This window comes from Oerskovia sp. NPDC056781 (assembly GCF_042789955.1).
Classification (GTDB): Bacteria; Actinomycetota; Actinomycetes; order Actinomycetales; family Cellulomonadaceae; genus Oerskovia; species Oerskovia rustica.
The window spans coordinates 1-21,779 of sequence record NZ_JBHUAD010000049.1 but is presented as its reverse complement, the minus strand read 5'-3'; the positions used below and the strand labels follow the sequence as shown (position 1 = coordinate 21,779).

Here is a 21,779-nt window from a genome sequence, read left to right as displayed (position 1 = left end):
GAGGTAGACCTCCGGGAGGTCTACCTCGCGCACACGGGTCTACCTCGGTGGCGGCAGCAGTTCACACCGGCAGCGCGAACCTCCCGTCGGGGTCGATCTCGCGGCGCACGGTCGCGAGGTGCGCCTGGTCGGCCGGTGACCACAGGTCGATCGGCGCCGCCTGGCTGATCGAGCCGGCGAAGTTGGCCTGGGTGCGACCGAGCGACCAGGGCTGCGTCGCCTCGAGCAGGCCGTTGATCGCCGCGGGCACGGCCGTCTCGAACAGCTCGGGGACGGGCAGGCCGATCGTGAAGAGCGCGAACGCGGCGTCGCGTCCCGTCACGGAGTCGGGGCCGTGCGTGCCGTCGGCGAGCGCGCCGCCGAGGTGGCGGATCTCGGTCATCATGAGCGGGGTCTGCGTCTGCGGTCCTGCGACCGCGAGCACGGCCTCGGCGGTCTCCGGCTCGAACGTGTGGAGCAGGGTCGACCCGTCCATGAACGGCATGGGCTCGGTCGGGTCGGCGTGCACTCCCCCGATCGCCGCGTAGGGGATCTCGGCGATCGTGTCCATGAGGATCGGGACCGTGGTCCGCAGGGGGGCGATGGCGCTCTCGACCTCGGCCAGCGGGCGGGTCGAGGCCACGCGGACGTTCGCGACGTACTGACCGCGCAGCGGCTCGGGCAGGAACTCGAGCGGCGGCAGGCGCAGCAGCGCGATCGAGGTCGTGATGTCGGACGGCGCGCTCGGGACCCACTCCGCGTACGCCCGGAAGAGCGTCGCGGCGTCGTCCCCGAGGGCGAAGAAGTTCCCGCCCGTCACCCTCTCGAGGTTGAGCAGACGGACCGTCACCGAGGTGACGATGCCGAGTCCCCACTTGCCGCCGCGCAGCGCGCGCAGGATCTCCGGGTGGTGCTCGTCGTCGACGTGGAGCAGGGTGCCGTCGCCCGTGACGACGTCGGCGGCGACGAGGTAGCTCGAGCCGAAGCCGACCTCGCGCGCGAGGGGGCCGATCCCGCCGCCGAGGAGGAAGCCGACGGCTCCCACGTCGGGCGAGGACCCGGTGACGGCCGCGAGCCCGAGGGGCGTGACGACGTCGAGCACGTCCCTCCACCGGGAGCCGGCCGCGATGCGGGCAGTGCGGGCGGGCTGGTCGACCTCGACCCCGGTCAGGCCGGCGGTGCTCAGGGCGATGCCGCCGTCGATCCCGCGCGCGAACCCGTGCCCCGTGCTGAACACGGTGACGGGCAGCCCGAAGCGCTGGGCGGTGCGGACGGTCGCCTGGACGTCGTCGGCGGAGGTGGCGTGGACGACGTAGTCAGGACGGTGCTCGACGGCGACGTTCATGCCGGAGAGCCTGGCGTCGGGGTCGGTGCCGGCGAGGACCCGGCCGGTCACGCCCTGTGCGAGCGCGGCGAGCACGACGTCCTGCGTGGTCTCGTGGGCAGTCATGGAAGTCCCTCTCGGACGGTGGGGAGCGCGGAGCAGCGCTACCACAGAGAGAGGGTTGGGAGCGCTCCCGGTGACACGTCCGCCGAGGGTGACGGAATTGTCCGCCGAGGGTGACGCCCGCGAACGCCCGCGGTGACCGAGATGTCCGCCGACGGTGACCCTCCACCGCGCCCACGGTGACCGTGCGCGCCATGATGAGCGAGGGCGCCCCGCACGCCCCGGACCCGAGGAGCGACGATGCCCCAGCACGCGACGGACCAGTCCCCGACCCAGGGGCCCACCCGGCCCGACGGCCGGCCACCCCTGCGCGGGACACCGCCGCCGGAGTACCGCAAGGAGCAGGGACGTGCCGCACGCACGCTCCTCCACCGTCGCTCGACCGCCTCCTGGGAGCCGGCCGCCGACCGCCGCGACCCCGTCGCGATCCTCCAGGCCCAGAACGCGAGCCGCGTCCCCGAGCTCGTCCCGCTACGCATGGGGCGCATGGCCGCGACGCCGTTCTCGTTCTACCGCGGGGCGGCGGCGGTCATGGCGGCCGACCTCGGCGCCGGGCCCCGGACGGGGCTCACCGTCCAGCTCTGCGGCGACGCGCACCTCGCGAACTTCGGCGGCTTCGCGTCCCCCGAGAGATCGCTCGTGTTCGACGTCAACGACTTCGACGAGACGCACCGCGGCCCGTTCGAGTGGGACGTGCAACGGCTCGTCGCGAGCCTCGAGATCGCGGGCCGTCACCGCGGCATGTCGCGCCACGAGCGCGAGCGGATCGTGCTCGGCGCGGGACGCGCCTACCGCGAGACCCTGCGATCGTTCGCGGACCTGGGCCACCTCGACCTGTGGCACGTGCAGCTCCGCGGCGACGAGATCGTCGACAGGTGGCGCGGCTCGGTCACGCCGGCCGTCATGGACAACCTCCACAAGGCCCTGCGGAAGGCGCGCACCAAGGACCGGCAGAAGGCCCGCCGCCGGCTCACGGTCCTCCAGGACGACGGCGAGCTGCGCTTCCAGAGCAACCCGCCCCTGCTCGTCCCGGTCCGTGACCTCTACGACGCCGAGGAGCAGGCCCGGTACCTCGGCGTCGTGACCACGGCCCTCGCGACGTACGGCGAGTCGCTCACGGGAGCCCGCCGCATCCTGCTCGAGCGCTACCGCCTCGTCGACCTGGCGCGGCGCGTGGTCGGGGTGGGGAGCGTCGGGACGCGGTGCTGGGTCGCGCTGCTCGTGGGCCGGGACAACGACGACCCGCTGTTCCTGCAGGTCAAGGAGGCCGAGTCGTCGGTGCTCGAGCCGTACACCTCGGCGAGCCCCTACCCCGAGAACGGGCGGCGCGTGGTCGAGGGCCAACGGCTCCTGCAGGCGACGAGCGACGCCCTGCTCGGCTGGAACACGGTGCACGGCGCCGACGACCGCCGGCACGACTACTACTTTCGCCAGCTCTGGGACTGGAAGGTCTCGGCCGACCTCGAGTCCATGCTCCCGGTCGCCATGGCCGCGTACGCGCAGATGTGCGCGTGGGTCCTCGCGCGCGGCCACGCCCGCTCGGGCGACGCGCTCGCGATCAGCGCCTACCTCGGCAAGGGCGACGTCGCCGACCGCTCGTTCGCCGAGTTCGCGAAGCGCTACGCGGACCAGAACGCCCTGGACCACCGGGCGCTCGTGGACGCTATCGCGGCGGGGGACGTGGAGGCGGTCCTGGGCGTCTGACGCCCGGGGGACCTCCCCCGGGCCCGACGGCGCCGCCCACCTCGCGCGGACACGTCCCGTCCCGCCGTGGCCGGGGTGCGTCGCGCGAGGTGGGGCCGGCTCAGGCGCCCGTGGTCCGGCCCGCTGCCGACCGCGCGAGCCCGCGGCGGAGAAGGACCACCTGGAGCACGAGACCGGTCAGCACGACCGCCCCGAGCAGGACGGTCATGACGATCCCGCCGACGTTCGCGCCCGCGGCGTCGCACGTGGTCGTGAAGTCCCCGGTCGTCGGCGCGTGGAAGCCGCCCTCGCCGCCGTCGGCCGCGATCGCGCCCGAGGCCGAGGCCGAGGCCGAGGTTCCCGCTGCGGACAGAGAGCTGACCGACATGCAGGACGTGGACGGCAGCAGCATCATGCCCGTGACCCCGAGCCACGCGGCACCTGCGGCGAAGCTCGAGACGATCCCCCAGACCTTCTCGTTCGCGGTCCACAGGGGTGAGGCTCCCAGCAGGACCGCGGCGACCAGCCACAGGACGCCCGGGAGGAGCAGCGGTGCACCGACGATGCCCGCGATCACGAGCCCGAACACGACCGGGGCGACCCACGCGGCGGTGAGGGACGGACGAGGGGTGGCTCCGCCGTCGGGCGGCGAGACCCGGGGGTCCCCGGACGCGACCCGCGCGACGTCCTCGGGAGCGCCCAGCGACGCCAGGATCGCCGCGACCTCCTGGTCGGTGGGCACGTGCCCCAGCTCGGCCAGGCTCGCGTCGACGTGCTCGCGCACACCGCCCAGGACGTCGGCCCGCTCGGCCGGGTCGAGGTGCGCGAGCATCCGACCGAGGTCGTCGAGGTAGGTGGTGATCGCGTCGGTCGTGTCGTTCATCGGTGGCTCCCCAGGGTCGAGTCGACGGCGTCGCGGAAGGGCGCCCAGGTGCGGGCGAAGGTCTCGAGGGCCGCGCGTCCCTCCGGGGTCAGCGCGTAGTAGCGGCGGGGCGGCCCGGCGTCGGACTCCCGCCAGTGCGTCTCCACGAGCCCGCCCTTGCGCAACCGCGCGAGGAGCGGGTAGAGCGTGCCCTCGCCGCCCAGGAGGACGCCGTCGACGGACAGGCGGCGGGCGATGTCCAGCCCGTACCACTCGTCGTCGGCCAGGAGGGCGAGCACGCAGTACTCGATCGCCCCCCGCCGGAGGTTGGTGAGGATCATGTCCTCGGTAGGTACCATGCGACACAAGGTAGCAGGACGGGTGTGGGCCGGGAAGGGTCTCTTCGGGTGATGTCGCGACCCTCGGATGCCGCCGTGCCGCCGTGCTGCCGTGCCGCCGTGCCGCCGGGCTCCGAGGGCCGGGCCGGGTCAGATCTGGTCGAGGCGACGCAGGATCGCGCCCTCGCGCAGGGCCCACGGGCAGATCTCGACCTCGGCGACCTTGAGCGCCTTCATGGTCTCCTCCGCGACGACGCCTCCGGCCACGATCTGATAGGTCCGCTCGGCCGTGATGCCCGGCAGCTCCGTGCGGCCCGTGGCCGGGATGCGTGCGAGGCGCGGAACCCAGTCGGAGAGCTGCGAGCGCTCCATGCGCCACCGCTCCTCCGGCCCGACGACCGCGACCTTCATGCCCGCGAGCCGCGCGAGCGACCGGAACGTCTTGGACGTCGCGACCACGTGGTCCGGGCGCGGCAGCCTCTTGACCTCGCCGAGCGCCCCCGCCAGCACCTCCCGGACGTGAGCCCGGAGCGCCGCGACCTGCTTGGCCGAGGGCGGGTCGTCCGGCAGGAACTCGATCGTCATCCGCCCGGCGCCGAGCGGCACCGAGACCGCGACGTCCGGCTCCTCGTCGAGCCCTGACGCGATCTCGAGCGACCCGCCACCGATGTCGAGCACCATGAGCCGACCCGACGCCCAGCCGTGCCAGCGGCGCGCGGCGAGAAACGTCAGACGCGCCTCCTCGGGCCCCGAGAGGACCTCGATCGGGACGCCCACGCGCTCCTCGATGGCTGCCAGCACCTCCGCGCCGTTGCTCGCCTCGCGCAGCGCCGACGTGGCGAGCGCCAACGACTCCTCGACCTCGTACTCGCGGGCCAGCTCCGCGGCCTTGTCGGCGGCCTCGAGGAGGGCGTCGACGCCCTCGGCCGAGATCGAGCCGTCAGGCTGCAGGTACCGCATGAGACGGACCACGGACCTGCCCGACGCCGTCGGGTCCGGACGCGCCCCACGAACCGCGTCCACGACGAGCATGTGGACCGTGTTGGAACCGATGTCGAGCACTCCCAGTCTCATCGCCCCACGGTAGCGGGCGTGAGCAGGGCGGGCCCGGTGCCGCGCCCCGGCCGTCGCCCATGGGGAGGTCTCCCCATCCTCGACGACGCACTTCTCCGATATCGTCCTCCTGGAACCCGCACCGAGGAGAGACACGTGCCTGACCTGAAGCTCGACCTCGATGCGATGGCCGACGCCGCAACCGGCCTGCGCGCCCTGCGCACCGAGTTCCTCGCTGCCGAGGAGTTCAACCGCGGGCTCGCCGACGCCGCCGGCCACCGACGCCTCGGCAGCGCGATCGACGACTTCGCGAGCGCGTGGAACATCCGGCGCGAGAGGCTCAGCGAGGAGATCCAGGCCGTCGCGGACGCCACGCAAGCCATCTGCGACACGTTCCGCGAGCTCGACGAAGCCACCGCGGCACAGCTCCGGACAGTGGAGTTCTGACATGGTGCACGCCTCCGCGGTCCCGTACCTCGAGCCGCTCAGCGGAGAGCCCGGACAGCTCGAGCAGGCCGGTACCCGCTATCTGTCCGTCGCCGAACAGATCAGAGAGGTCAGCCGCGGCCTCGCGGACCTCTCGAACCGCACCGAGTCCTTCGGCAGGGCGGCCGACGCCCTGCACGAACGGACGCTCGACGTGTCCGGCGCCGTCGAGGACGTGATCCCCCGCTACGAGACGACCGCTCACGCGATCAAGGTGTACGCCGTCGCGCTCGCGGACGCCCAGGCCGAGGCACGGGCCGCGCTCGCCGTGGTCGACGACGAGCGCAACCAGCTCTGGTCGCTGTACACCCGGCAGGACCAGGCCGAGCAGGACGTCTACCTGGCCGCGGCCTCCGGTGCCTCGGGCAACGCCATGGACGACGCCCACGACGAGGTGCGCCGAGCCGGTGCCCTGGTGAGGGATCGCGAGGAGGCGCTCGACGTCGCCGTGCGGAGGTTCCAGGACGCCGAGGACGCGAAGGACGAGGCCGCCCGCCGCGCGGCCGACGCGATCCGACCGGTGCTGGACCAGCTCAACGACAGCTTCGGGGACAAGGTCGGAGCGTTCTTCGCCCCCGTCGGGGACTTCCTCGCGATGGTCGACCAGTGGCTCGCGGACGTCCTGGAGCAGGTGCTCCAGTGGCTCTCCGACGTCGTGGTCGTCGTCCTCGCGTTCGCGCTCGTCGTCCTCGCGTTCGTGGTGTACTCGATCCCCGCGCTCCTGGGGTGGGTCACCTGGGACCAGGTCCTCGACGCCGGGATCGGCGCCACGATGATCCTGCTCAAGGGGCTCGCGCCGATCCTCGTGCCGGCGCTGTGGGCCGAGGTCGCCAGCGAGACGCCCGAGATGCGGTTCACGGGCGTCACGGTCGAGTCCCCCACGGACGACCCGTACGCCCAGGCCCTCAAGGACGCTCAGGACGTGGACCTCCTCGGAGGAGCGGACAGCACGGTCGTCCGGATCGTCCGGGTCGGCACAGGACCCGACGGGTTGCCCGTCTGGCGCGTGATCCCGCCGAGCACGCAGGACTGGGAGCTCGGCAGCGACACCGGCGCCGCCAACGACCTGGGTTCCAACCTGACCCTCATGCTCACCCCCGACCAGCAGGCCGCGTACGAGCGGATGGTGCTGCAGGCCATGGAGAAGGCGGGCATCGGCCCCGAGGACCACGTGATGATGGTCGGTTTCAGCCAGGGAGGGATCCTCGCGGGCAAGTTCGCCGCCGACCCGGACCTCCCGTACAACATCGAGGCGATCGTCGTGGCCGGTGCACCGGTCGACGCGATGGACATCCCGTCGGGGGTCTCGGTCGTCTCCTACCAGCACCGGGGCGACCCGGTCCACCGACTGGACGGGGAAGCGCCGACCGCACCGCACGACCGCTGGGTCACCGTCGAGACGGACACGTGGGACGGTCCCTCCGCACCCTCGTCCAGTCCGTTCTTCGACGCAGGGCGCCACGACGCCGGGAAGTACTCCACCACGGCCCAGCACCTCTCCGACGGTTCGCTGCACGACGGCGGCTACGTCTCGGGCTCGACCCAGGACGCCTTCGAGAAGATCCGCGCGGACCAGTCGATCTTCTTCGGCGACAGCGAGACCTACTACACCTACGAAGGAAGCGAATAGTGCGCCCTCACCCTCGGCGTCGCACCACGATCGGGATCGCGCTTGCCCCGCTCCTGCTCCTGACCGCGTGCTCGGGCTCCTCGGAGAAGGACGCCGAGGACGTCCGCGAGGCGATCGTCGCCAACGCACCGGGCGTCGAGGATGCCATGGTGCGCTACCGCACGGACGTCCTCGCGAACGACCTCGACATCCGGCTCTCCATGCCGACGACCGGCGAGGAGGACGACGCGGCACTCCTGGCCGCCATCGACGCCGCCCTCGACCAGGCCTGGAACGCCTCCGCGTCCGAACCTTCGAGCATCAACCTCGACGTCGTCGTCGCTCCGCTCGTCGACGGAGACCGCATCGGCGACTCCCGCGCCATCGCGATGACGGACAGGGGGATCGACGTCGCCCTCGGCCTGGAGAACGGCACCAACCGGTCCTCGGTGGTCGTCCCCTCGGACGTCCTGGCCGAACGCTACGGCCAGCGGTCCGACACATGAACGTCGATGCACGAGCACTTCTCGCCCTCCTCGGCGGCGCGCGGCGCCGGCCCGCGGCCCACGCGGACGACGCCCTCGCCGTCGCCGTCTGCGCCGCGGACCCCCACGTCGACGAGGCCATGGCCCGGACCCGCGTCTCCCCGTTCACCACGGACGTCGACCTGCGCGTCTACCTGCCAGGGCTCAGCGCCGAACGACCCGACACGATCGTCGAGGTCGTCGAGACATCCGTCCTGGAGGTCTGGCGAGCACGTGCAGGTGGGGTCGACGCCGTCAACGTCGACGTCGTCCTCGGGCACCGGGACGCCGCGGACCGCCTCGGCGACGACCGCGCGATGCGTGTCGCGCCACTGGGATCTGCGCTGGGCCCCGGCGTGCAAGCCTCCTGGAGAAGGCTGACCTTCCCCGAGCACGAGCTGGTGCGGCGCTTCGGTGCCACCCCGCCAGAGGCTGGTCGGTGACGTACCTCGTGGCCCGCCGCCGCCGTCGACGACTCCCTTCCCGCGAGCGGGCCGACGCCTGAACGCCCGTGTACGAGGCCTTCTCGCCCACCGCACCCGGCCCTGAGAACAGAGGCAGACCGACGATGAACACCACCCCGGCCACCACGGCGGCTCCGCAGGAGCCCGTGCCTCCTGCTCCCCTCCCGCAGCTTCGCCTGCGACTGCCCGGGAACTGGTGGCAGGTCCCGTTGCACGACCGCACGGAGGCACGCGCCTCGGTCCGACGACTCGTGGCGGCCCAGGTGGGCCCGGCCGACGACCGCGCGAGCGTGCGGATCGAGTTCGAACGCCGGGTCCTCGGTGCGCTCGACGACGCCATCGGGGGTGACGGCCAGGCGTTCCACGTGGCCCTGTCGATCGTCCCAGGCGTGCCGCTGCCGGTCACGGCGATGGTCTCGCTCCCCGCGCAGCACCTCACGCCTGCGATCGGCACCAGTGCCTCCGCGACCATGGCGATCCTCGAACGCGGCCTCGCGGACCTCACCGAGGGTGGCGCGGACTCCCTGCACCGCTTCACGGCGGGAGCCTCGGAGGTCGCCCGACGCACGCGCAGGCACGTCGTCGCGGACCCGGACAGCGACGAGACCCTGCCGACCGTCGCGGTGGAGTACTGGATGACCGTCCCGGGGACCAAGCGGTTCGTCCTCGTGGCCTTCAGTGCGCCGGCGGGCGAGCTCGAGGAGCCGTTGACCGGGCTCTTCGACCAGATCGTCCGCGTCACGTCGTGGGACTGAGACCCGCTCCGAACAGCCGCCCGGGGACTCGCGTCGCTGGTCCGACGGCTACGACCGGTGGTTCGCGCCGGACATCGAGCTGTTCGTGCGACCGATGAGCCGCCGCACGTGGGTGTCCGAGCCGCGGACGTCACGCACGTCCGACCGCGTCTCCCTCCGGTGGTCGTGCCGCTCGCCGGCGTTGCGGTACCGCCGCCACGTCAGCCAGTAGAAGAGCGGGCCGGCGAGGAGGAGCGCGACGACGGCGACGAGCTTGACGAATCCCTCCTCGCCGGACGAGGACTCGGCGACGACCGTGAGCGTGTCCAGCGCGAGCGCGTGCATCAGAACCCGATCATGACGAAGAGGGCCGCCACGGCCGCCACGGCCTCGACGACGACGGACACCGCGAACAGCCGGCCACGGTTGACCGGGACGGACCCCATGGTCTCCCCCGTCCTCCCGTTGACCGCGACGTAGTGCAGGAGCGACCTCCCGTTCTTACGGACCTCGCGGTAGGAGTACAGCCACACCGGCAGGTAGGCGGCGACCCAGCGCTCGCCCACGACGTCGAGCCGTTGCTGGTCCCAGCGGACGCCGCGGTCGTAGGCGTCGATCATGGCCAGCGCCCGGTACCGGGCGATCTCCTTGGCCTGCGCGAGCGCGGGACCGCGCACGTCGTCGATGTCCGTGTCGCGTCGCTCGGCCGTGAAGCCCGAGAGGTAGTTGGAGTCGTAGCGCACCGCGTTCTCGACGTCGAACGGCAGGATCGCGTTGATGACGTTGTTCGTCCTCGCACCCGCGGTATGGTCCCGCCGGTCAGCGGAGGACTCGATCGTCAGGTCGTCGACGTGCAGGTCGAACTCGCGCACCACGTCGTAGACGTCGAAGTCGTAGCGCCGCTCGTCGCGGTCCTCGCCGTCGGCACCCCTGACCTTGACCGTGTACGACCGCACCAGACGCTCCCCCTGCCCGGCCAGGCGCGCCTCGGCGTTGAGGTCCGCGACGAGGTACGGCATGTAGACGCCGACGACGGTCTCCGGGCTGAACTCCGCGCGGAACGTCTGGTGGGCATAGAACCGCCGCTTGCCGACGAACTCACGGATGCGGGCCACGGCCTCGTCCTTGGGCAGCCGGAACGGCAGCACGACGTCGGGCACCGCGCCGTTGGGGACCTGCTGGTTGACCGACAGCATGTTGCGGCACCAGTGGCACCGCGCCTGGGTACCGTGCGCGGTGTCGACGACGACGTCCGCCCCGCAGGCCGAGCACCGGAACGTGAGGACCTCGTCGGTCGACGGGACGATGTCGGCCGTGCCGGACCCTCCCACGACCCCGCGCAGGGCGCCGATGTCGCCGTCGAGACCGAGGTCGACGAGGCTGCCTGCGTCGGTCCACTCGTACCGGCAGAACCCGCAGCGCAGGTTCCCCGTCGCGACGTTGAGCGAGATCTCGGTCGCCCCGCACCGCGCGCACTTGACCAGGCCGTCCGTCGCGCCCTCGTCGGTGCGGACGACGGTCGGCCCGTCCGGGGTCGGCCAGCCCGCCGCCGGCACGTCGACCGCAGGTGCGTCGGTCGCCGGTAGGTCGGTCGCAGGCACGTCGGCCGAGACCGGCGAGGGAACCTGCGGCGGCGCGACGGGCTCGGGCTGGTGAACGGTCATCGTCGGTCCCTCAGAACCCGAGGACCTTGGCCTTGGCGGCGTCGTAGTCCGCCTGGGTGATGAGGCCCTGGTCGAGCAGCGACTTGAACTGGGTCAGCTTCGCGACGGGGTCGTCAGCGGCCGGGGCAGGCGTGGGCGGCGCAGCGGGCGCCTGCTGGACCGGGGCCTGCTGGACGGGCGCCACGGGCTGCTGCAGCCCGGACATCGCGCCACCCGCGGCGTTCATGCCCATGCCGAGGATCGCCATGTTCGCACCGCCTCCCGCACCGCCCGGGTTCTCCCCCGCGGCCTGGATGCCGCGCGCCGCGGCCTGCTGGAGGAACGAGTTGCCGCGGGCACCGGCGAGCGCGTCGGCCTTCTTGACGTCGCTGAGGAGCGCACGCGTGTCCTCGTCGTACTCGATCGCCGCGAGCGCGACCTTGACGATCGACAGACCACGGTACGAGGTCCACTGGTAGCCCTCCTCGACCGCGCCCGCCAAGGACTGCGCGAAGCCGACCGAGTCGCTCTGGATCCGAGTGATCCGGTTCCCCTTGTCGGGGTCGTTGGTGTAGCTCGAGAAGGCCGCCGCGAGCGAGCCGACGACCTCGGTGAAGAGCTGGCTCGCCGCGTCGTTGTCGAGGTCGGAGAAGTCGAAGACCTTCGCGCTCGCTCCGAGATACGTGAGCGGCACGAACTGCTTGACGAACAGGATGGGGTCGACGATGCGCAGGGAGTAGGTGCCGCGCGTGATCGCGCCGACCTGCGCGCCGAGGTAGGCGTCGTCCCAGTAGATCTCCGACTGCGTGCCGAACCGGTTGTTCGGCAGCTCCTTGAGGTTCACGTAGAAGCCGAGCTGCTGCGACCCGGGCTGCCCGCCGAACTTGAACCGCTCCCACGACGTCGTGATCAGGGGGCTCAGGATGCCGTTGCCGGCGAAGATCGACTGGGAGTTCTGGTCGTCGGACGTGTACAGGTAGCCGCCCGGCTCGGCCACGAAGCCCGTGAGGGCACCGTCCTGGAAGGTCAGGAGCCCGTACCCCTCAGGGACGACGAAGCGGCTCCCGTTGGTGATGATGTTCGCCGAGCCCTTGGTGTTGGCCCCGCGCCCGGCGTTCTGCCCCTGCGCGACGGCCGGGAAGAGCGCCGCGGTCGGCGCGAGGTTCGTCGGCGGCGTCAGGAAGTCCTTCCACTGGTCCGCGAGCGTGCCTCCGAGGGCACCAGCAAAGGCCTTGATGAATCCCATCGAGCTCTCCGTCCGATCGGGCGGACGGCGCCGCGCGTGACCTGTGTTCGTCGCGTCGGGCCGTGTGGGCCCGTCCGCGATCGGCACAGTATCGACTTTCGTTCCGGAACGGAACTATCGGCGAGTTTCCGGCGCATCGGCTCTCACGGACCGGACCGCCGAGGGCGACGCACCCACCCGCCGAGGGTGACCGACCAGTCCGCCGAGGGTGACGCGCCGGATGACAGGATGTTCCCCGTGACCTCCTCCCCCCTCACGGAACCCCTGAAGACCGTCGGCTGGATCCATGTCGTGGACGGGCGGCTGCTCGTCGTCCGCAGCCGGGACAACGACCTGTTCTTCATGCCGGGCGGCAAGCTCGATCCCGGCGAGAGCGACGAGCAGGCCCTGGTCCGGGAGATCGAGGAGGAGCTCGGCGTGCTGCTCGACCCGGCCACGGTGAGGTCCGGGTTCGTCGCCGAGGCGCCCGGTCACGGCCTGGGCGGGCGGCTCGTGCGCATGCACTGCCTCTACGCCGCGCCGCTCCCCGGGTCCCCCGAGCCTGCTCCCCGTGCCGAGGTCGGCGAGCTCACCTGGGTCGGCGCGCAGGACGCGCACCGGGTGCCGCCCGCGGGCCGGATCGTGCTGGAGCGTCTGGCGGCGACCGGAGAGCTCGCGGCCTGACCTGCGGTGCCGGCCGAGCGCGCTCAGCGGCCGGCGCACACCTCGTCGCGGTCCGGCACGTCGGCACCCAGGATCGCCGCCTCCGCGTCGGCCACCACGGCCGAGGCCTCCTCGCGGGCCGCGGCCAGCGCCGACGCCCGTGCCGCGACGATCGCGTCGTGCAGCTCGGCGTGCACGCGGCGCCGGACGGAACGGGCGAGCGCCTCGGTGTCTGCGTCGTCGACCTCGCCGCCCGCGGCCCGACGCTCGGCCACACGTTCGGCGACCTCGGCCGCGATGCGCCGGTCGGCGTCGTCGAGCAGCGCGACGACGGCCGTGTCGGCCGCGCGCCCCAGGCGCGTCTCCTCGAAGTCCTGCGTCGCACGGTCGACGATCGTCCGGGCCTGCCCGACGACGAGCGACCCCAGGGCGGGTGAGTGCGCCTTGAGGGAGGCCAGGTCGTAGAGCAGGACACCGTCGAGGTCGGCGACCCGTGGGTCCACGTCGCGGTGAAGGGCGAGGTCGAGGACGACCATGGGCCGGTGCGGCGCCTCGTCGCCGGCGGCCTCCGCGGCGCGGGACCGGGCGCGGACCACCGCGGCGGCGTCGAGCACGTGGCCCAGCGCGTCACCGCCGCCGACGAACATGTCACCCTCGGTCAGAGTCTCGTCACCTCCGGCGACCAACAGGTCGCCCTCGGCGGGCCGCGCGTCGCCCTCGGCACCCGATCCGGTCACCGTCGGCGCACCAGCAGCACCGCCAGCACCAGCCCCGGCACCACCCGCACCAGCCAGCGCCCGCCCCCGCGCACCGCTGCACGACACGACGAGGTCGGCGTCCTCGAGGGCCTCCACCAGGTCGGTCACGGCAACGACGCCGCGGTCGGCCGCGAACTGCTCGGCGCGCCCGGACCCCGAGTACACGCGGACGTCGTCGCACCCGCGGGCCCGCAGCGCCGCGAGCGACGCCCCGGCGTACGACCCGGTGCCGATGAGCACGGCTCGGACCTGGCGCCACGGCGGCAGCTCGGCGCTCGCGAGGTCGAGCCCGAGGGACACGACGGACCGGCCGTTGCCTCCGAGCGTCGTCTCGTTGCTGATCTTCTTGGAGGTCCGCGACGCGGTCTGGAAGAGGAGCTCGAGCGTGGACGACGTCACGCCGCCCTCGCGTGCTTCCTCGAGGGCGCGCTTGACCTGTCCGGCGATCTCCCGCTCGCCCACGACCATCGAGTCGAGGCCGGCGGCGACCTCGAAGAGGTGGGCGGCGACGTCGGGCCCCGTGCGGGTGGAGAACGCGCGGACGGCGACGTCCTCCGCGACGCCGGACGCGGCGGCCACGAGGCGCGCGACCTCTCGCGACGCGTGCTGCACGCCCCAGCCGTCGACGGGCGACTCGACGTCCAGGTACACCTCGAACCGGTTGCACGTCGAGACGACGACGGCACCGGTGATCGCTTCGCAGGTCGCGACGGCCGCACGCCCGACCGACCCGGCCCCGGTGGACAGGAGCTCGAGGGTGGACATGTCCAGCTCGTGGTGACTTGCAGTCATCGACAGGAGAACCACAGTGCTCCGATTCAATCACCGCGTCGGGCACAAGGCAGAATCGGTTCTTGTGACGTTCACCGCGCTTTCCGACAACCACCCTCTCGTCGACGGTCGGACGACGAATTCCTCGCTCGTGCGCGCATTGCGCGGCGAGCGACCGGAGACCACCCCCGTGTGGTTCATGCGACAGGCCGGGCGGTCGCTGCCCGAGTACCGCGAGCTGCGCCAGGGCGTCGGCATGCTGGACTCGTGCCTGCGCCCGGACATGGCGAGCGAGATCACGCTCCAGCCGGTGCGCCGGCACGGCGTGGACGCGGGGATCTTCTTCTCGGACATCGTGATCCCGCTCAAGCTCGCGGGGGTCGAGGTCGACATCGTCCCGGGGGTCGGCCCGGTCATGGGCCAGGCGTACCGCACGCCCGACGACGTCGCGCGCCTCGTCGAGCACGAGCTCACCCCGGAGTCGCTCGCCCCGGTGACGGAGGCGGTCGCGCTCACGGTCGCGGCGCTCGGGTCGACGCCTCTCATCGGGTTCGCAGGGGCGCCGTTCACGCTCGCGGCGTACCTGGTCGAGGGGCGGCCGTCGCGCGACCACCTCGCGGCGCGCACCCTGATGCACGCGGACCCCGAGTCGTGGGCGCGGCTCACGGCGTGGACGGCGCAGATCACGGGTGCGTTCCTGCGCGCTCAGGTCCTGGCGGGGGCCAGCGCTGCCCAGCTGTTCGACTCGTGGGCGGGGAGCCTGTCCCTGGAGGACTACCTCGCGGGCGCCAAGCCGGGCAGCACGGTCGCGTTGTCGCAGGTCAGCGACCTGGGCGTGCCTGCGATCCACTTCGGGACGGGCACGGGGCACCTGCTGGGCGCCATGCGTGACGCCCTGACGGAGGCCGGCGTGACGCACCCGACCGTGGGGGTCGACTACCGCACGCCGCTCGACGAGGCCGCCGCGGCGCTCGGCGGGTACGTGCCGGTGCAGGGCAACATCGACCCGGCGCTGCTCGCGGCGCCGTGGCCCGTGCTCGAGGCGCACGTCCGCGACGTGCTGCGTCGTGGCGGCGCGGCGCCAGGGCACGTCGTGAACCTCGGCCACGGGGTGCCGCCCGAGACGGACCCGACGGTCCTGACCCGGGTGGTCGAGCTGGTCCATTCCGTCCGGAACGGGTCAGAACCTGCGTGACCTCTGCGTCACGCACGGTCTGACACACCCTCGCAGCGGGGGCACACTTGACGTGTGCACCCCGTTGCTGATGGATCGTCCGGCCCTTCCTCGTCGTCCGACGCCACGTCCGACGCCTCCTCTCACGGCTCGTTCGACGCCGTGGTCGTCGGCGCCGGCATCGCCGGTCTGACCGCCGCGCGCACGTTGCGCCGCCGCGGTCTGCGGGTCCTCGTCCTGGAGGCGGCCGACCGCCCGGGCGGACCTGTGCACGGCGACAAGCTGGGCTCGACGGGGCTGTCCGTCGACGTGGGTGCGGAGTCCTTCGCGGCGCGCGGTTCCGCCGTGGGCGACCTGGTCACCGACCTGGGCCTGACGGTCGTCGAGCCTGCACCGCTCGGCGCCTGGGGCTACGCCGCGAGCCGCGCCTTCCCGCTGCCGAAGGCCGGGATCATGGGCATCCCGGCCCATCCGTTCGCGGCCGACGTGCGGCGTGCGGTGGGTTGGCCAGGTGCTCTGCGGGCCGGGCTGGACCGGGTCAAGCCGCGCCGCTGGGTCGACGAGGAGAACCTTGAGACGTTCGCGCGCTCGCGCCTGGGGCGCCGTGTCGCGGAGCGCCTCGTGGCGCCGGTCGCCGCGGGGGTGCACTCGGCGCCGCTCGAGCGTCTCGACGTCGACGCGGTCGCTCCTGGCCTGCGCGAGGCCTACGCCCGGGAGGGTTCGCTGACGCGTGCGGTCGCGGCGATGCGCGCGCAGGCGCCGGCGGGCTCGGCGGTGCGCGGCATCGAGGGCGGCATGCACCGCCTGGTCGAGGAGCTCACGCTCGCCGTGACGAGCGAGGGGCCCGACGGCGCCGCTCCGGCCGGGAGCACCGGCCCGGCAGGGGTGCTGCTCACGCGCCACGAGGTGGTGGACCTGAGCCGGTCCACGGACGGGGGCTGGACGGTCCAGGTCGAGACCCTGGGGGGCCCGGCGACGTTCCGGGCGCCGCGCCTGCTCGTGACGACGCCCGCGGTCGTGGACCTGGTGTCGCCGCTCGCGGGCCGCACGGCCGACCCGGTCCCGGACCCCGAGCCGGGTGCCGACATCCGGCTCATGACGTTGCTGCTCGAGGCCCCAGCGCTCGACGCGGCCCCGCGCGGGAGCGGCCTGCTGGTCGCCCCGAAGCCGCGCACGTGGTCGACGCGCGACGAGAACCACCGGGCGGGTGCGCACGACCCGGTCCAGGCCAAGGCCTTGACCCACTCGACCGCGAAGTGGCCGTGGCTGGCCGCCCGGGTGACGGACGCCGTCGGGCCGGGGAACCACGTGGTGCGCCTGAGCTACGGGCGCATCGGGGAGACGGTCGAGCCGGCGCTCGACCAGGTGGTCCGCGACGCCTCGGTGCTGCTGGGCGTGGACCTGGAGGGCAAGGTGCGCGAGCACCTGTCGACGCGGTGGAACGGGTCGCTCCCGCCGCCCACGCCCGTGTACCGGCGTGAGGTCGCGGCGTTCGTGGAGCGGGTGTCGCACGTCGACGGCCTGGGGGTCACGGGCGGGTGGATCGCGGGCACGGGCCTCGCGGCGATCGTGGGGCACGCGCAGGAGTCCGCCGAGCAGCTCTGAGCAATTCTCGCGTCGGCGACATTTCCCGACGTGCTGACAATTCGTCTCTTTGTCATGACTTCATGTCAGGTCGATGTCACTCGGTGGACAATTCCCCGGAAATCCGCACCGGACGGGTCCACGCGCATTTCGACTTCACCGCCCGGCAGAGGACACTGGAAGCGTGAGCATTCGTGTCGGAACCCGTGGCAGCGCCCTCGCGACGACCCAGACGGGTCTCGTCGCCAGGCGCATCGAGACCCTGACCGGGCAGCCGGTCGAGATCGTGCGCATCCGCACCGAGGGCGACGTCCGCACCGGCTCGCTCGCCCAGATGGGCGGCACCGGGGTGTTCGTAGCCGCGCTGCGCGAGGCGCTGCTCGACGGCCGCTGCGACGTCGCCGTGCACTCCCTCAAGGACCTCCCGACCGGCGCGGCCGAGGGCCTGACCCTCGTGACGCCCGAGCGGGAGAACCCCCGCGACGTCCTGTGCGCGCGCAACGGCTGGACGCTGGAGACCCTGCCGCGCGGCGCCAAGGTCGGCACGGGCTCGCCCCGCCGCGCGGCCCAGCTCCTCGCGGTGCGCCCGGACCTCGACGTGCGCGACATCCGCGGCAACGTCGACACCCGCCTCGCACGGGCGCTCGGCCCCGACGCCGACCTCGACGCCGTCGTCCTCGCGTACGCCGGGCTCTCACGGCTCGGCCGCCTCGACGCGGTCTCCGAGGTCATCGACGTGCGCGTCATGGCCCCCGCCCCCGGGCAGGGGGCCCTGGGCGTCGAGGTGCGGACCGCGGACCTCTCGCCGCTGTCCTCGTTCGACCTCCGGCCCGACGGCGCCACGGACCGCCCGCTCGACCTCGCCGACGTCGTCGCGGGCCTCGACCACCTCCCGACCCGCCTCGCGGTCCTCGCCGAGCGCGCGCTCCTCGCACGCCTCGAAGCAGGCTGCGCGGCGCCCGTCGGCGCGCACGCCGTGGTCGAGGACGACGAGATCCGGCTCGCGGCGGTCGTCGCCCGGCTCGACGGCGGGCAGGTCCTCACGCACTCGGCACGGGTCGCCCTGCCGTCGCCCGCGGGTGCTGCGGGCCGGGCCGCCGCGGGCTCTACGAGCGCTGTCCGTTCGTCGGCCGAGGCGCACGACACCGCCGTCGCGACCGACGCGCTCGCCGGCGGCCTCGGGATCCAGGTCGCCGACGCGCTGCTGGCCGCCGGTGCCGCCGACCTCGCGCCGCTGCGCGCGACCGGGCCCGGGGCCACGACCGACTCGCTGTGGGCGCCGGGCACCGCGCCCTCGGCCGACACTCAGGGCTCGGACGGCGAGGCCCCGGTCGGCGGCACCGACGCCCCCGTGGGCCCGGAGCAGCGCTGATGCCTGGACGCCTGCGCGACCCGCAGCGCGGACGTGACCTGCCGCCCGCGCCTGCGCGCCCGGCAGCGGACGCCGCAGGTACAGCGGACGCCACGGACCCCGAGCTGCTGGCCGGTACCACCGTCCTCCTCCCGCGTTCCCCCGAGCGCGCCGCCCCCCTCGCGGCGCGGCTGCGCGCCCAGGGTGCGACCGTGCTCGTGAGCCCCGCGATCGAGCGCGCCCCCATCGAGGACACGTCCGAGATGGACGCCGCCGTGGCGGGCCTCGCGGGCTTCGCGTGGGTCGTGGTCACGAGCGTCAACGCGATCGACGAGCTGACCGCGAGCGCCGCACGCCGGGGCGTCTCGCTCGCCGACCTGTCGGCACGTGCCAGGTCCGGGGACGACGCCGGTCCTGCCACCCGTTGGGCGGCCGTCGGGCCGGCGACGCGACGCGCGCTGGAGGCCGCAGGCATCCGGGTCGACCTCGAGGCGAGCGTGAACTCGGCGCGCGGGCTGCTCGCGGCGTTCGACCGGCTGGCCGAAGCACACCGGGACGGAACCTCGGCCACACCGGACGGCAAGGCCACCGACGCGACGCAGCGCGTCCTCCTCCCCCAGGGCGACCTCGCGAAGCCCGCGATGGCCGACGGCCTGCGCGCCCGCGGCTGGGACCCGCACGTCGTGACCGCGTACCGGACCGTCTCGCACGCGCTCTCCTCGCAGGTCGTGGACGCGTGGCGCACGGGCGAGGTCGACATGGTCGTGCTGACCTCGGGCAGCGTCGCGCGCGAGGTCGCGGCCCAGCTCGGCGCGGACCCGCGCGTCGCGGGCGTCGCGATCGGCGAGCCGACGGCGGAGGCCGCGCACGCCGTCGGGCTGCGGATCGACACGGTGGCCGAGAAGGCGACCGACGACTCCCTGGCGGAGGCCGTGCTGCGCGTCGCCGCCCACCTGTCAGAACCTCGTCCTGACGACTCATCCCCGACAGAAGGCAGGAACCACCCGTGATCCGTCCCCGCCGCCTGCGCTCGACCCCGCAGATGCGCCGGCTCGTCGCAGAGACCCGGCTGCACGCCGCCGACCTCGTGCTCCCCCTGTTCGTCAAGGAGGGCCTGTCCGAGCCCAAGCCGCTCGGGTCCATGCCGGGCATCGTGCAGCACACCGAGGAGAGCCTCGCAGGCGCCGTCGCGCAGGCGACCGCGGCCGGGCTGGGCGGCGTCATGCTGTTCGGCATCCCCGCGCACCGCGACGCGACCGGATCGCAGGCCGACGCCCCCGACGGCATCCTCAACCGCGCGATCCGCATCGCGCGCGACGCCGCCCGGGACGCCGCCGCCGGCACAGGCCGTCCCGCCCCCGTCGTCATGGCCGACCTGTGCCTCGACGAGTTCACCGACCACGGCCACTGCGGGGTGCTCACCCCCGCTGGCGAGGTCGACAACGACGCGACCCTCGTCCGCTACGCCTCGATGGCACTCACCCAGGCCGAGGCGGGCGCGGAGGTCGTGGCGCCGTCGGGCATGATGGACGGCCAGGTCGCCGTGATCCGCGAGGCCCTCGACGACGCCGGGCACGCGGGCGTGAGCATCCTGGCGTACAGCGCCAAGTACGCGAGCGCGTTCTACGGGCCGTTCCGCGAGGCCGTCGACTCGACGCTCCAGGGCGACCGCCGCACCTACCAGATGGACTCCGCGAACTTCCGCGAGGGCCTGCGTGAGGCGGACCTCGACCTGGCCGAGGGCGCCGACATGGTCATGGTCAAGCCCGCGGGCTCGTACCTCGACGTGCTCGCGGCCGTGGCCGAGCGCAGCGACGTCCCCGTGGCGGCGTACCAGGTCTCGGGCGAGTACGCGATGATCGAGGCGGCCGCCGCGAACGGCTGGATCGACCGGCGCGGCGCCGTCCTGGAGTCCGTGCTCGGCATCAAGCGTGCGGGCGCCGACATCGTCCTGACCTACTGGGCCCTCGAGATCGCAGAATGGATTCGGTGACACCGATGACCATCCACCCGACCGGTTCGCCGCTGCGCGCGACCACCCTCCACGACAACCACGAGGCGTTCGTGCGCGCCCAGGGCGCGATCCCGGGCGGCGTGAACTCGCCCGTGCGGGCCTACGGCTCGGTCGGCGGCGACCCGCGGTTCATCGCGAGCGCGCGCGGCGCGTACGTCACGGACGTGACGGGCCGCGAGTACGTGGACCTCGTGTGCTCGTGGGGTCCCGCGCTGCTCGGCCACGCGCACCCCGCGGTCGTCGCCGCGGTCCAGGACGCCGCCGCGCGCGGCCTGTCGTTCGGCGCCCCGACGCTGGGCGAGGTCGACCTCGCGGAGGAGGTGCGCCGTCGGGTCCCTGCCGCCGAGCGCGTGCGCCTCGTCTCGACGGGCACCGAGGCGACCATGACCGCGGTGCGCCTCGCGCGCGGCGTCACGGGCCGCAACCTGCTCGTCAAGTTCGCGGGCTGCTACCACGGGCACGTCGACGCGCTGCTCGCCGAGGCGGGCTCGGGCGTCGCGACGCTCGCCCTGCCCGGGTCGGCCGGCGTGACCGAGGCCAGCGCGGCCGAGACCCTGGTCCTGCCGTACAACGACCTCGAGGCCGTCGAGCGCGCGTTCACCGAGCGCGGCTCGGAGATCGCCGCGGTCATCACCGAAGCGGCCCCCGCGAACATGGGCATCGTGCCGCCCGGCCCGGGTTTCAACGAGGGCCTGCGTCGCATCACGGCCGAGCACGGCGCGCTGCTGATCCTCGACGAGGTCCTCACGGGCTTCCGCGTGGGGCCGAGCGGCTGGTGGGGCCTGGAGTCGGGTGCAGCCGCGGCGGGCGAGCAGCCCTCGTACACGCCCGACCTGTTCACGTTCGGCAAGGTCGTCGGCGGCGGCATGCCCGTCGCGGCCCTGGGTGGCCCGGCCGTGATCATGGACCAGCTCGCGCCGCTCGGCCCGGTCTACCAGGCGGGCACCCTGTCCGGGAACCCGGTCGCGGTCGCAGCGGGGCTCGCGACACTGCGCCTGGCCGACGACGCCGTGTACGCCCGCGTCGACCACGTCGCCCAGGTCGTGGGCGACGCCGCGAGCGCGGCCCTCACCGCCGAGGGCGTCCCGCACGCCCTGCAGCGATCGGGAAACCTGTTCTCGATCATGTTCGGCGACTTCGCCGCCGCGGCCGGGGTGCGTACCTACGCGCAGGCCCAGGCGCAGGACGTGTTCCGGTACAAGCCGTTCTTCCACGCGATGCTCGAGGCGGGGGTCAACCTGCCGCCGTCGGTCTTCGAGGCGTGGTTCGTGTCGTCCGCGCACGACGACGCAGCGGTCGAGCGCATCCTCGCCGCGCTCCCGGCCGGGGCGAGGGCCGCAGCGCGCGCCCAGCGCTAGCCCCCCGCACGAGGTGAGGGTGCCCGGCGGGGTGAGCGGCGCCGTCGGGCACTTTCCTC

21 protein-coding genes are annotated in these 21,779 nt (G+C 73.4%); 13 read left to right on the top strand and 8 right to left on the bottom strand.

Going from position 1 to position 21,779, the window contains the following annotated elements; genetic code table 11:
* Positions 1–61: 61 nt before the first annotated feature.
* Positions 62–1,429, bottom strand: a complete 1,368-nt coding sequence (locus tag ACFRCR_RS06600) for an FAD-binding oxidoreductase (protein ID WP_377676227.1) — start codon at positions 1,427–1,429, stop codon at positions 62–64.
* Between the two features lie 237 nt (positions 1,430–1,666).
* Between ACFRCR_RS06600 and ACFRCR_RS06595 the strand changes: the two genes are divergently transcribed.
* Positions 1,667–3,130: a DUF2252 domain-containing protein gene (locus ACFRCR_RS06595; RefSeq protein WP_377676226.1), complete on the top strand. Its 1,464-nt coding sequence runs from the start codon at positions 1,667–1,669 to the stop codon at positions 3,128–3,130.
* Between the two features lie 100 nt (positions 3,131–3,230).
* On the opposite strand, the gene ACFRCR_RS06590 is transcribed toward ACFRCR_RS06595, so the two are convergent.
* The 3 genes from ACFRCR_RS06590 to ACFRCR_RS06580 all read right to left on the bottom strand — a co-directional run bounded on the left by ACFRCR_RS06590 (position 3,231) and on the right by ACFRCR_RS06580 (position 5,383).
* Positions 3,231–3,992, bottom strand: a complete 762-nt coding sequence (locus ACFRCR_RS06590; RefSeq protein WP_377676225.1) for an HAAS signaling domain-containing protein — start codon at positions 3,990–3,992, stop codon at positions 3,231–3,233.
* Positions 3,989–4,330: a PadR family transcriptional regulator gene (locus tag ACFRCR_RS06585; RefSeq protein WP_377676224.1), complete on the bottom strand. Its 342-nt coding sequence runs from the start codon at positions 4,328–4,330 to the stop codon at positions 3,989–3,991. The genes ACFRCR_RS06590 and ACFRCR_RS06585 overlap by 4 nt, the downstream gene beginning before the upstream one ends.
* A gap of 129 nt (positions 4,331–4,459) precedes the next feature.
* Positions 4,460–5,383, bottom strand: a complete 924-nt coding sequence (locus tag ACFRCR_RS06580; RefSeq protein ID WP_377676223.1) for a Ppx/GppA phosphatase family protein — start codon at positions 5,381–5,383, stop codon at positions 4,460–4,462.
* 135 nt (positions 5,384–5,518) lie between these two features.
* Here ACFRCR_RS06580 and ACFRCR_RS06575 point away from each other — a divergent pair, with 135 nt between their 5' ends.
* The 5 genes from ACFRCR_RS06575 to ACFRCR_RS06555 all read left to right on the top strand — a co-directional run bounded on the left by ACFRCR_RS06575 (position 5,519) and on the right by ACFRCR_RS06555 (position 9,200).
* Positions 5,519–5,809, top strand: a complete 291-nt coding sequence (locus ACFRCR_RS06575; protein WP_191797573.1) for a hypothetical protein — start codon at positions 5,519–5,521, stop codon at positions 5,807–5,809.
* A 1-nt stretch (position 5,810) separates the two neighbouring features.
* Complete coding sequence (locus ACFRCR_RS06570) at positions 5,811–7,478, top strand: hypothetical protein (protein WP_377676222.1); 1,668 nt, start codon at positions 5,811–5,813, stop codon at positions 7,476–7,478.
* The gene (locus tag ACFRCR_RS06565; RefSeq protein ID WP_377676221.1) at positions 7,478–7,963 is read left to right on the top strand and encodes a hypothetical protein; all 486 of its coding nucleotides are present in this window, start codon (positions 7,478–7,480) and stop codon (positions 7,961–7,963) included. The genes ACFRCR_RS06570 and ACFRCR_RS06565 overlap by 1 nt, the downstream gene beginning before the upstream one ends.
* Complete coding sequence (locus ACFRCR_RS06560; protein WP_377676220.1) at positions 7,960–8,424, top strand: hypothetical protein; 465 nt, start codon at positions 7,960–7,962, stop codon at positions 8,422–8,424. The genes ACFRCR_RS06565 and ACFRCR_RS06560 overlap by 4 nt, the downstream gene beginning before the upstream one ends.
* Before the next feature lie 125 nt (positions 8,425–8,549).
* Positions 8,550–9,200 carry a hypothetical protein gene (locus ACFRCR_RS06555; protein ID WP_377676219.1) on the top strand — a complete coding sequence of 217 codons (651 nt, stop codon included), beginning with the start codon at positions 8,550–8,552 and terminating at the stop codon, positions 9,198–9,200.
* A gap of 48 nt (positions 9,201–9,248) precedes the next feature.
* Here ACFRCR_RS06555 and ACFRCR_RS06550 read toward each other — a convergent pair whose 3' ends face one another.
* Genes ACFRCR_RS06550 through ACFRCR_RS06540 form a run of 3 tightly spaced genes read right to left on the bottom strand, consistent with a single transcriptional unit; the run spans position 9,249 to position 12,068 of the window.
* The gene (locus ACFRCR_RS06550; RefSeq protein WP_377676218.1) at positions 9,249–9,524 is read right to left on the bottom strand and encodes a hypothetical protein; all 276 of its coding nucleotides are present in this window, start codon (positions 9,522–9,524) and stop codon (positions 9,249–9,251) included.
* A complete protein-coding gene (locus tag ACFRCR_RS06545) occupies positions 9,524–10,843 on the bottom strand; it encodes a TFIIB-type zinc ribbon-containing protein (protein WP_377676217.1) in 1,320 nt (439 codons plus the stop codon). Before ACFRCR_RS06545 ends, ACFRCR_RS06550 begins: the two co-directional genes overlap by 1 nt.
* Positions 10,844–10,853: 10 nt before the next feature.
* Positions 10,854–12,068 carry an SHOCT domain-containing protein gene (locus tag ACFRCR_RS06540; RefSeq protein WP_377676216.1) on the bottom strand — a complete coding sequence of 405 codons (1,215 nt, stop codon included), beginning with the start codon at positions 12,066–12,068 and terminating at the stop codon, positions 10,854–10,856.
* A gap of 237 nt (positions 12,069–12,305) precedes the next feature.
* On the opposite strand from ACFRCR_RS06540, the gene ACFRCR_RS06535 reads away from it, so the two are divergent.
* Entirely contained in the window at positions 12,306–12,731 is a 426-nt protein-coding gene (locus ACFRCR_RS06535) for an NUDIX domain-containing protein (protein ID WP_377676215.1), read from the top strand.
* Between the two features lie 23 nt (positions 12,732–12,754).
* Here ACFRCR_RS06535 and ACFRCR_RS06530 read toward each other — a convergent pair whose 3' ends face one another.
* Entirely contained in the window at positions 12,755–14,275 is a 1,521-nt protein-coding gene (locus ACFRCR_RS06530; RefSeq protein WP_377676214.1) for a glutamyl-tRNA reductase, read from the bottom strand.
* 49 nt (positions 14,276–14,324) lie between these two features.
* On the opposite strand from ACFRCR_RS06530, the gene hemE reads away from it, so the two are divergent.
* The 6 genes from hemE to hemL all read left to right on the top strand — a co-directional run bounded on the left by hemE (position 14,325) and on the right by hemL (position 21,720).
* Entirely contained in the window at positions 14,325–15,434 is a 1,110-nt protein-coding gene (gene hemE, locus ACFRCR_RS06525; protein WP_377676213.1) for a uroporphyrinogen decarboxylase, read from the top strand.
* 54 nt (positions 15,435–15,488) lie between these two features.
* Entirely contained in the window at positions 15,489–17,018 is a 1,530-nt protein-coding gene (locus ACFRCR_RS06520) for a protoporphyrinogen/coproporphyrinogen oxidase (RefSeq protein WP_377676212.1), read from the top strand.
* Between the two features lie 163 nt (positions 17,019–17,181).
* Positions 17,182–18,369: a hydroxymethylbilane synthase gene (gene hemC / locus ACFRCR_RS06515; protein ID WP_377676211.1), complete on the top strand. Its 1,188-nt coding sequence runs from the start codon at positions 17,182–17,184 to the stop codon at positions 18,367–18,369.
* Positions 18,369–19,358, top strand: a complete 990-nt coding sequence (locus ACFRCR_RS06510; RefSeq protein WP_377676210.1) for a uroporphyrinogen-III synthase — start codon at positions 18,369–18,371, stop codon at positions 19,356–19,358. Before hemC ends, ACFRCR_RS06510 begins: the two co-directional genes overlap by 1 nt.
* 32 nt (positions 19,359–19,390) lie before the next feature.
* Positions 19,391–20,341: a porphobilinogen synthase gene (gene hemB / locus ACFRCR_RS06505; protein WP_377676229.1), complete on the top strand. Its 951-nt coding sequence runs from the start codon at positions 19,391–19,393 to the stop codon at positions 20,339–20,341.
* A 5-nt stretch (positions 20,342–20,346) separates the two neighbouring features.
* Positions 20,347–21,720 (top strand): glutamate-1-semialdehyde 2,1-aminomutase, encoded by a 1,374-nt coding sequence (gene hemL, locus ACFRCR_RS06500; protein ID WP_377676228.1) that lies wholly within the window; start codon positions 20,347–20,349, stop codon positions 21,718–21,720.
* Positions 21,721–21,779: the final 59 nt, after the last annotated feature.

Coding starts and splice junctions, on each gene's coding strand:
- ACFRCR_RS06600 (WP_377676227.1), bottom strand. CDS start 1,429: ATGACTGCCCACGAGACCACGCAGGACGTCGTGCTCGCCGCGCTCGCA.
- ACFRCR_RS06595 (WP_377676226.1), top strand. CDS start 1,667: ATGCCCCAGCACGCGACGGACCAGTCCCCGACCCAGGGGCCCACCCGG.
- ACFRCR_RS06590 (WP_377676225.1), bottom strand. CDS start 3,992: ATGAACGACACGACCGACGCGATCACCACCTACCTCGACGACCTCGGT.
- ACFRCR_RS06585 (WP_377676224.1), bottom strand. CDS start 4,330: ATGGTACCTACCGAGGACATGATCCTCACCAACCTCCGGCGGGGGGCG.
- ACFRCR_RS06580 (WP_377676223.1), bottom strand. CDS start 5,383: ATGAGACTGGGAGTGCTCGACATCGGTTCCAACACGGTCCACATGCTC.
- ACFRCR_RS06570 (WP_377676222.1), top strand. CDS start 5,811: ATGGTGCACGCCTCCGCGGTCCCGTACCTCGAGCCGCTCAGCGGAGAG.
- ACFRCR_RS06560 (WP_377676220.1), top strand. CDS start 7,960: ATGAACGTCGATGCACGAGCACTTCTCGCCCTCCTCGGCGGCGCGCGG.
- ACFRCR_RS06555 (WP_377676219.1), top strand. CDS start 8,550: ATGAACACCACCCCGGCCACCACGGCGGCTCCGCAGGAGCCCGTGCCT.
- ACFRCR_RS06550 (WP_377676218.1), bottom strand. CDS start 9,524: ATGCACGCGCTCGCGCTGGACACGCTCACGGTCGTCGCCGAGTCCTCG.
- ACFRCR_RS06545 (WP_377676217.1), bottom strand. CDS start 10,843: ATGACCGTTCACCAGCCCGAGCCCGTCGCGCCGCCGCAGGTTCCCTCG.
- ACFRCR_RS06540 (WP_377676216.1), bottom strand. CDS start 12,068: ATGGGATTCATCAAGGCCTTTGCTGGTGCCCTCGGAGGCACGCTCGCG.
- ACFRCR_RS06510 (WP_377676210.1), top strand. CDS start 18,369: ATGCCTGGACGCCTGCGCGACCCGCAGCGCGGACGTGACCTGCCGCCC.
- hemB (WP_377676229.1), top strand. CDS start 19,391: ATGCGCCGGCTCGTCGCAGAGACCCGGCTGCACGCCGCCGACCTCGTG.
- hemL (WP_377676228.1), top strand. CDS start 20,347: ATGACCATCCACCCGACCGGTTCGCCGCTGCGCGCGACCACCCTCCAC.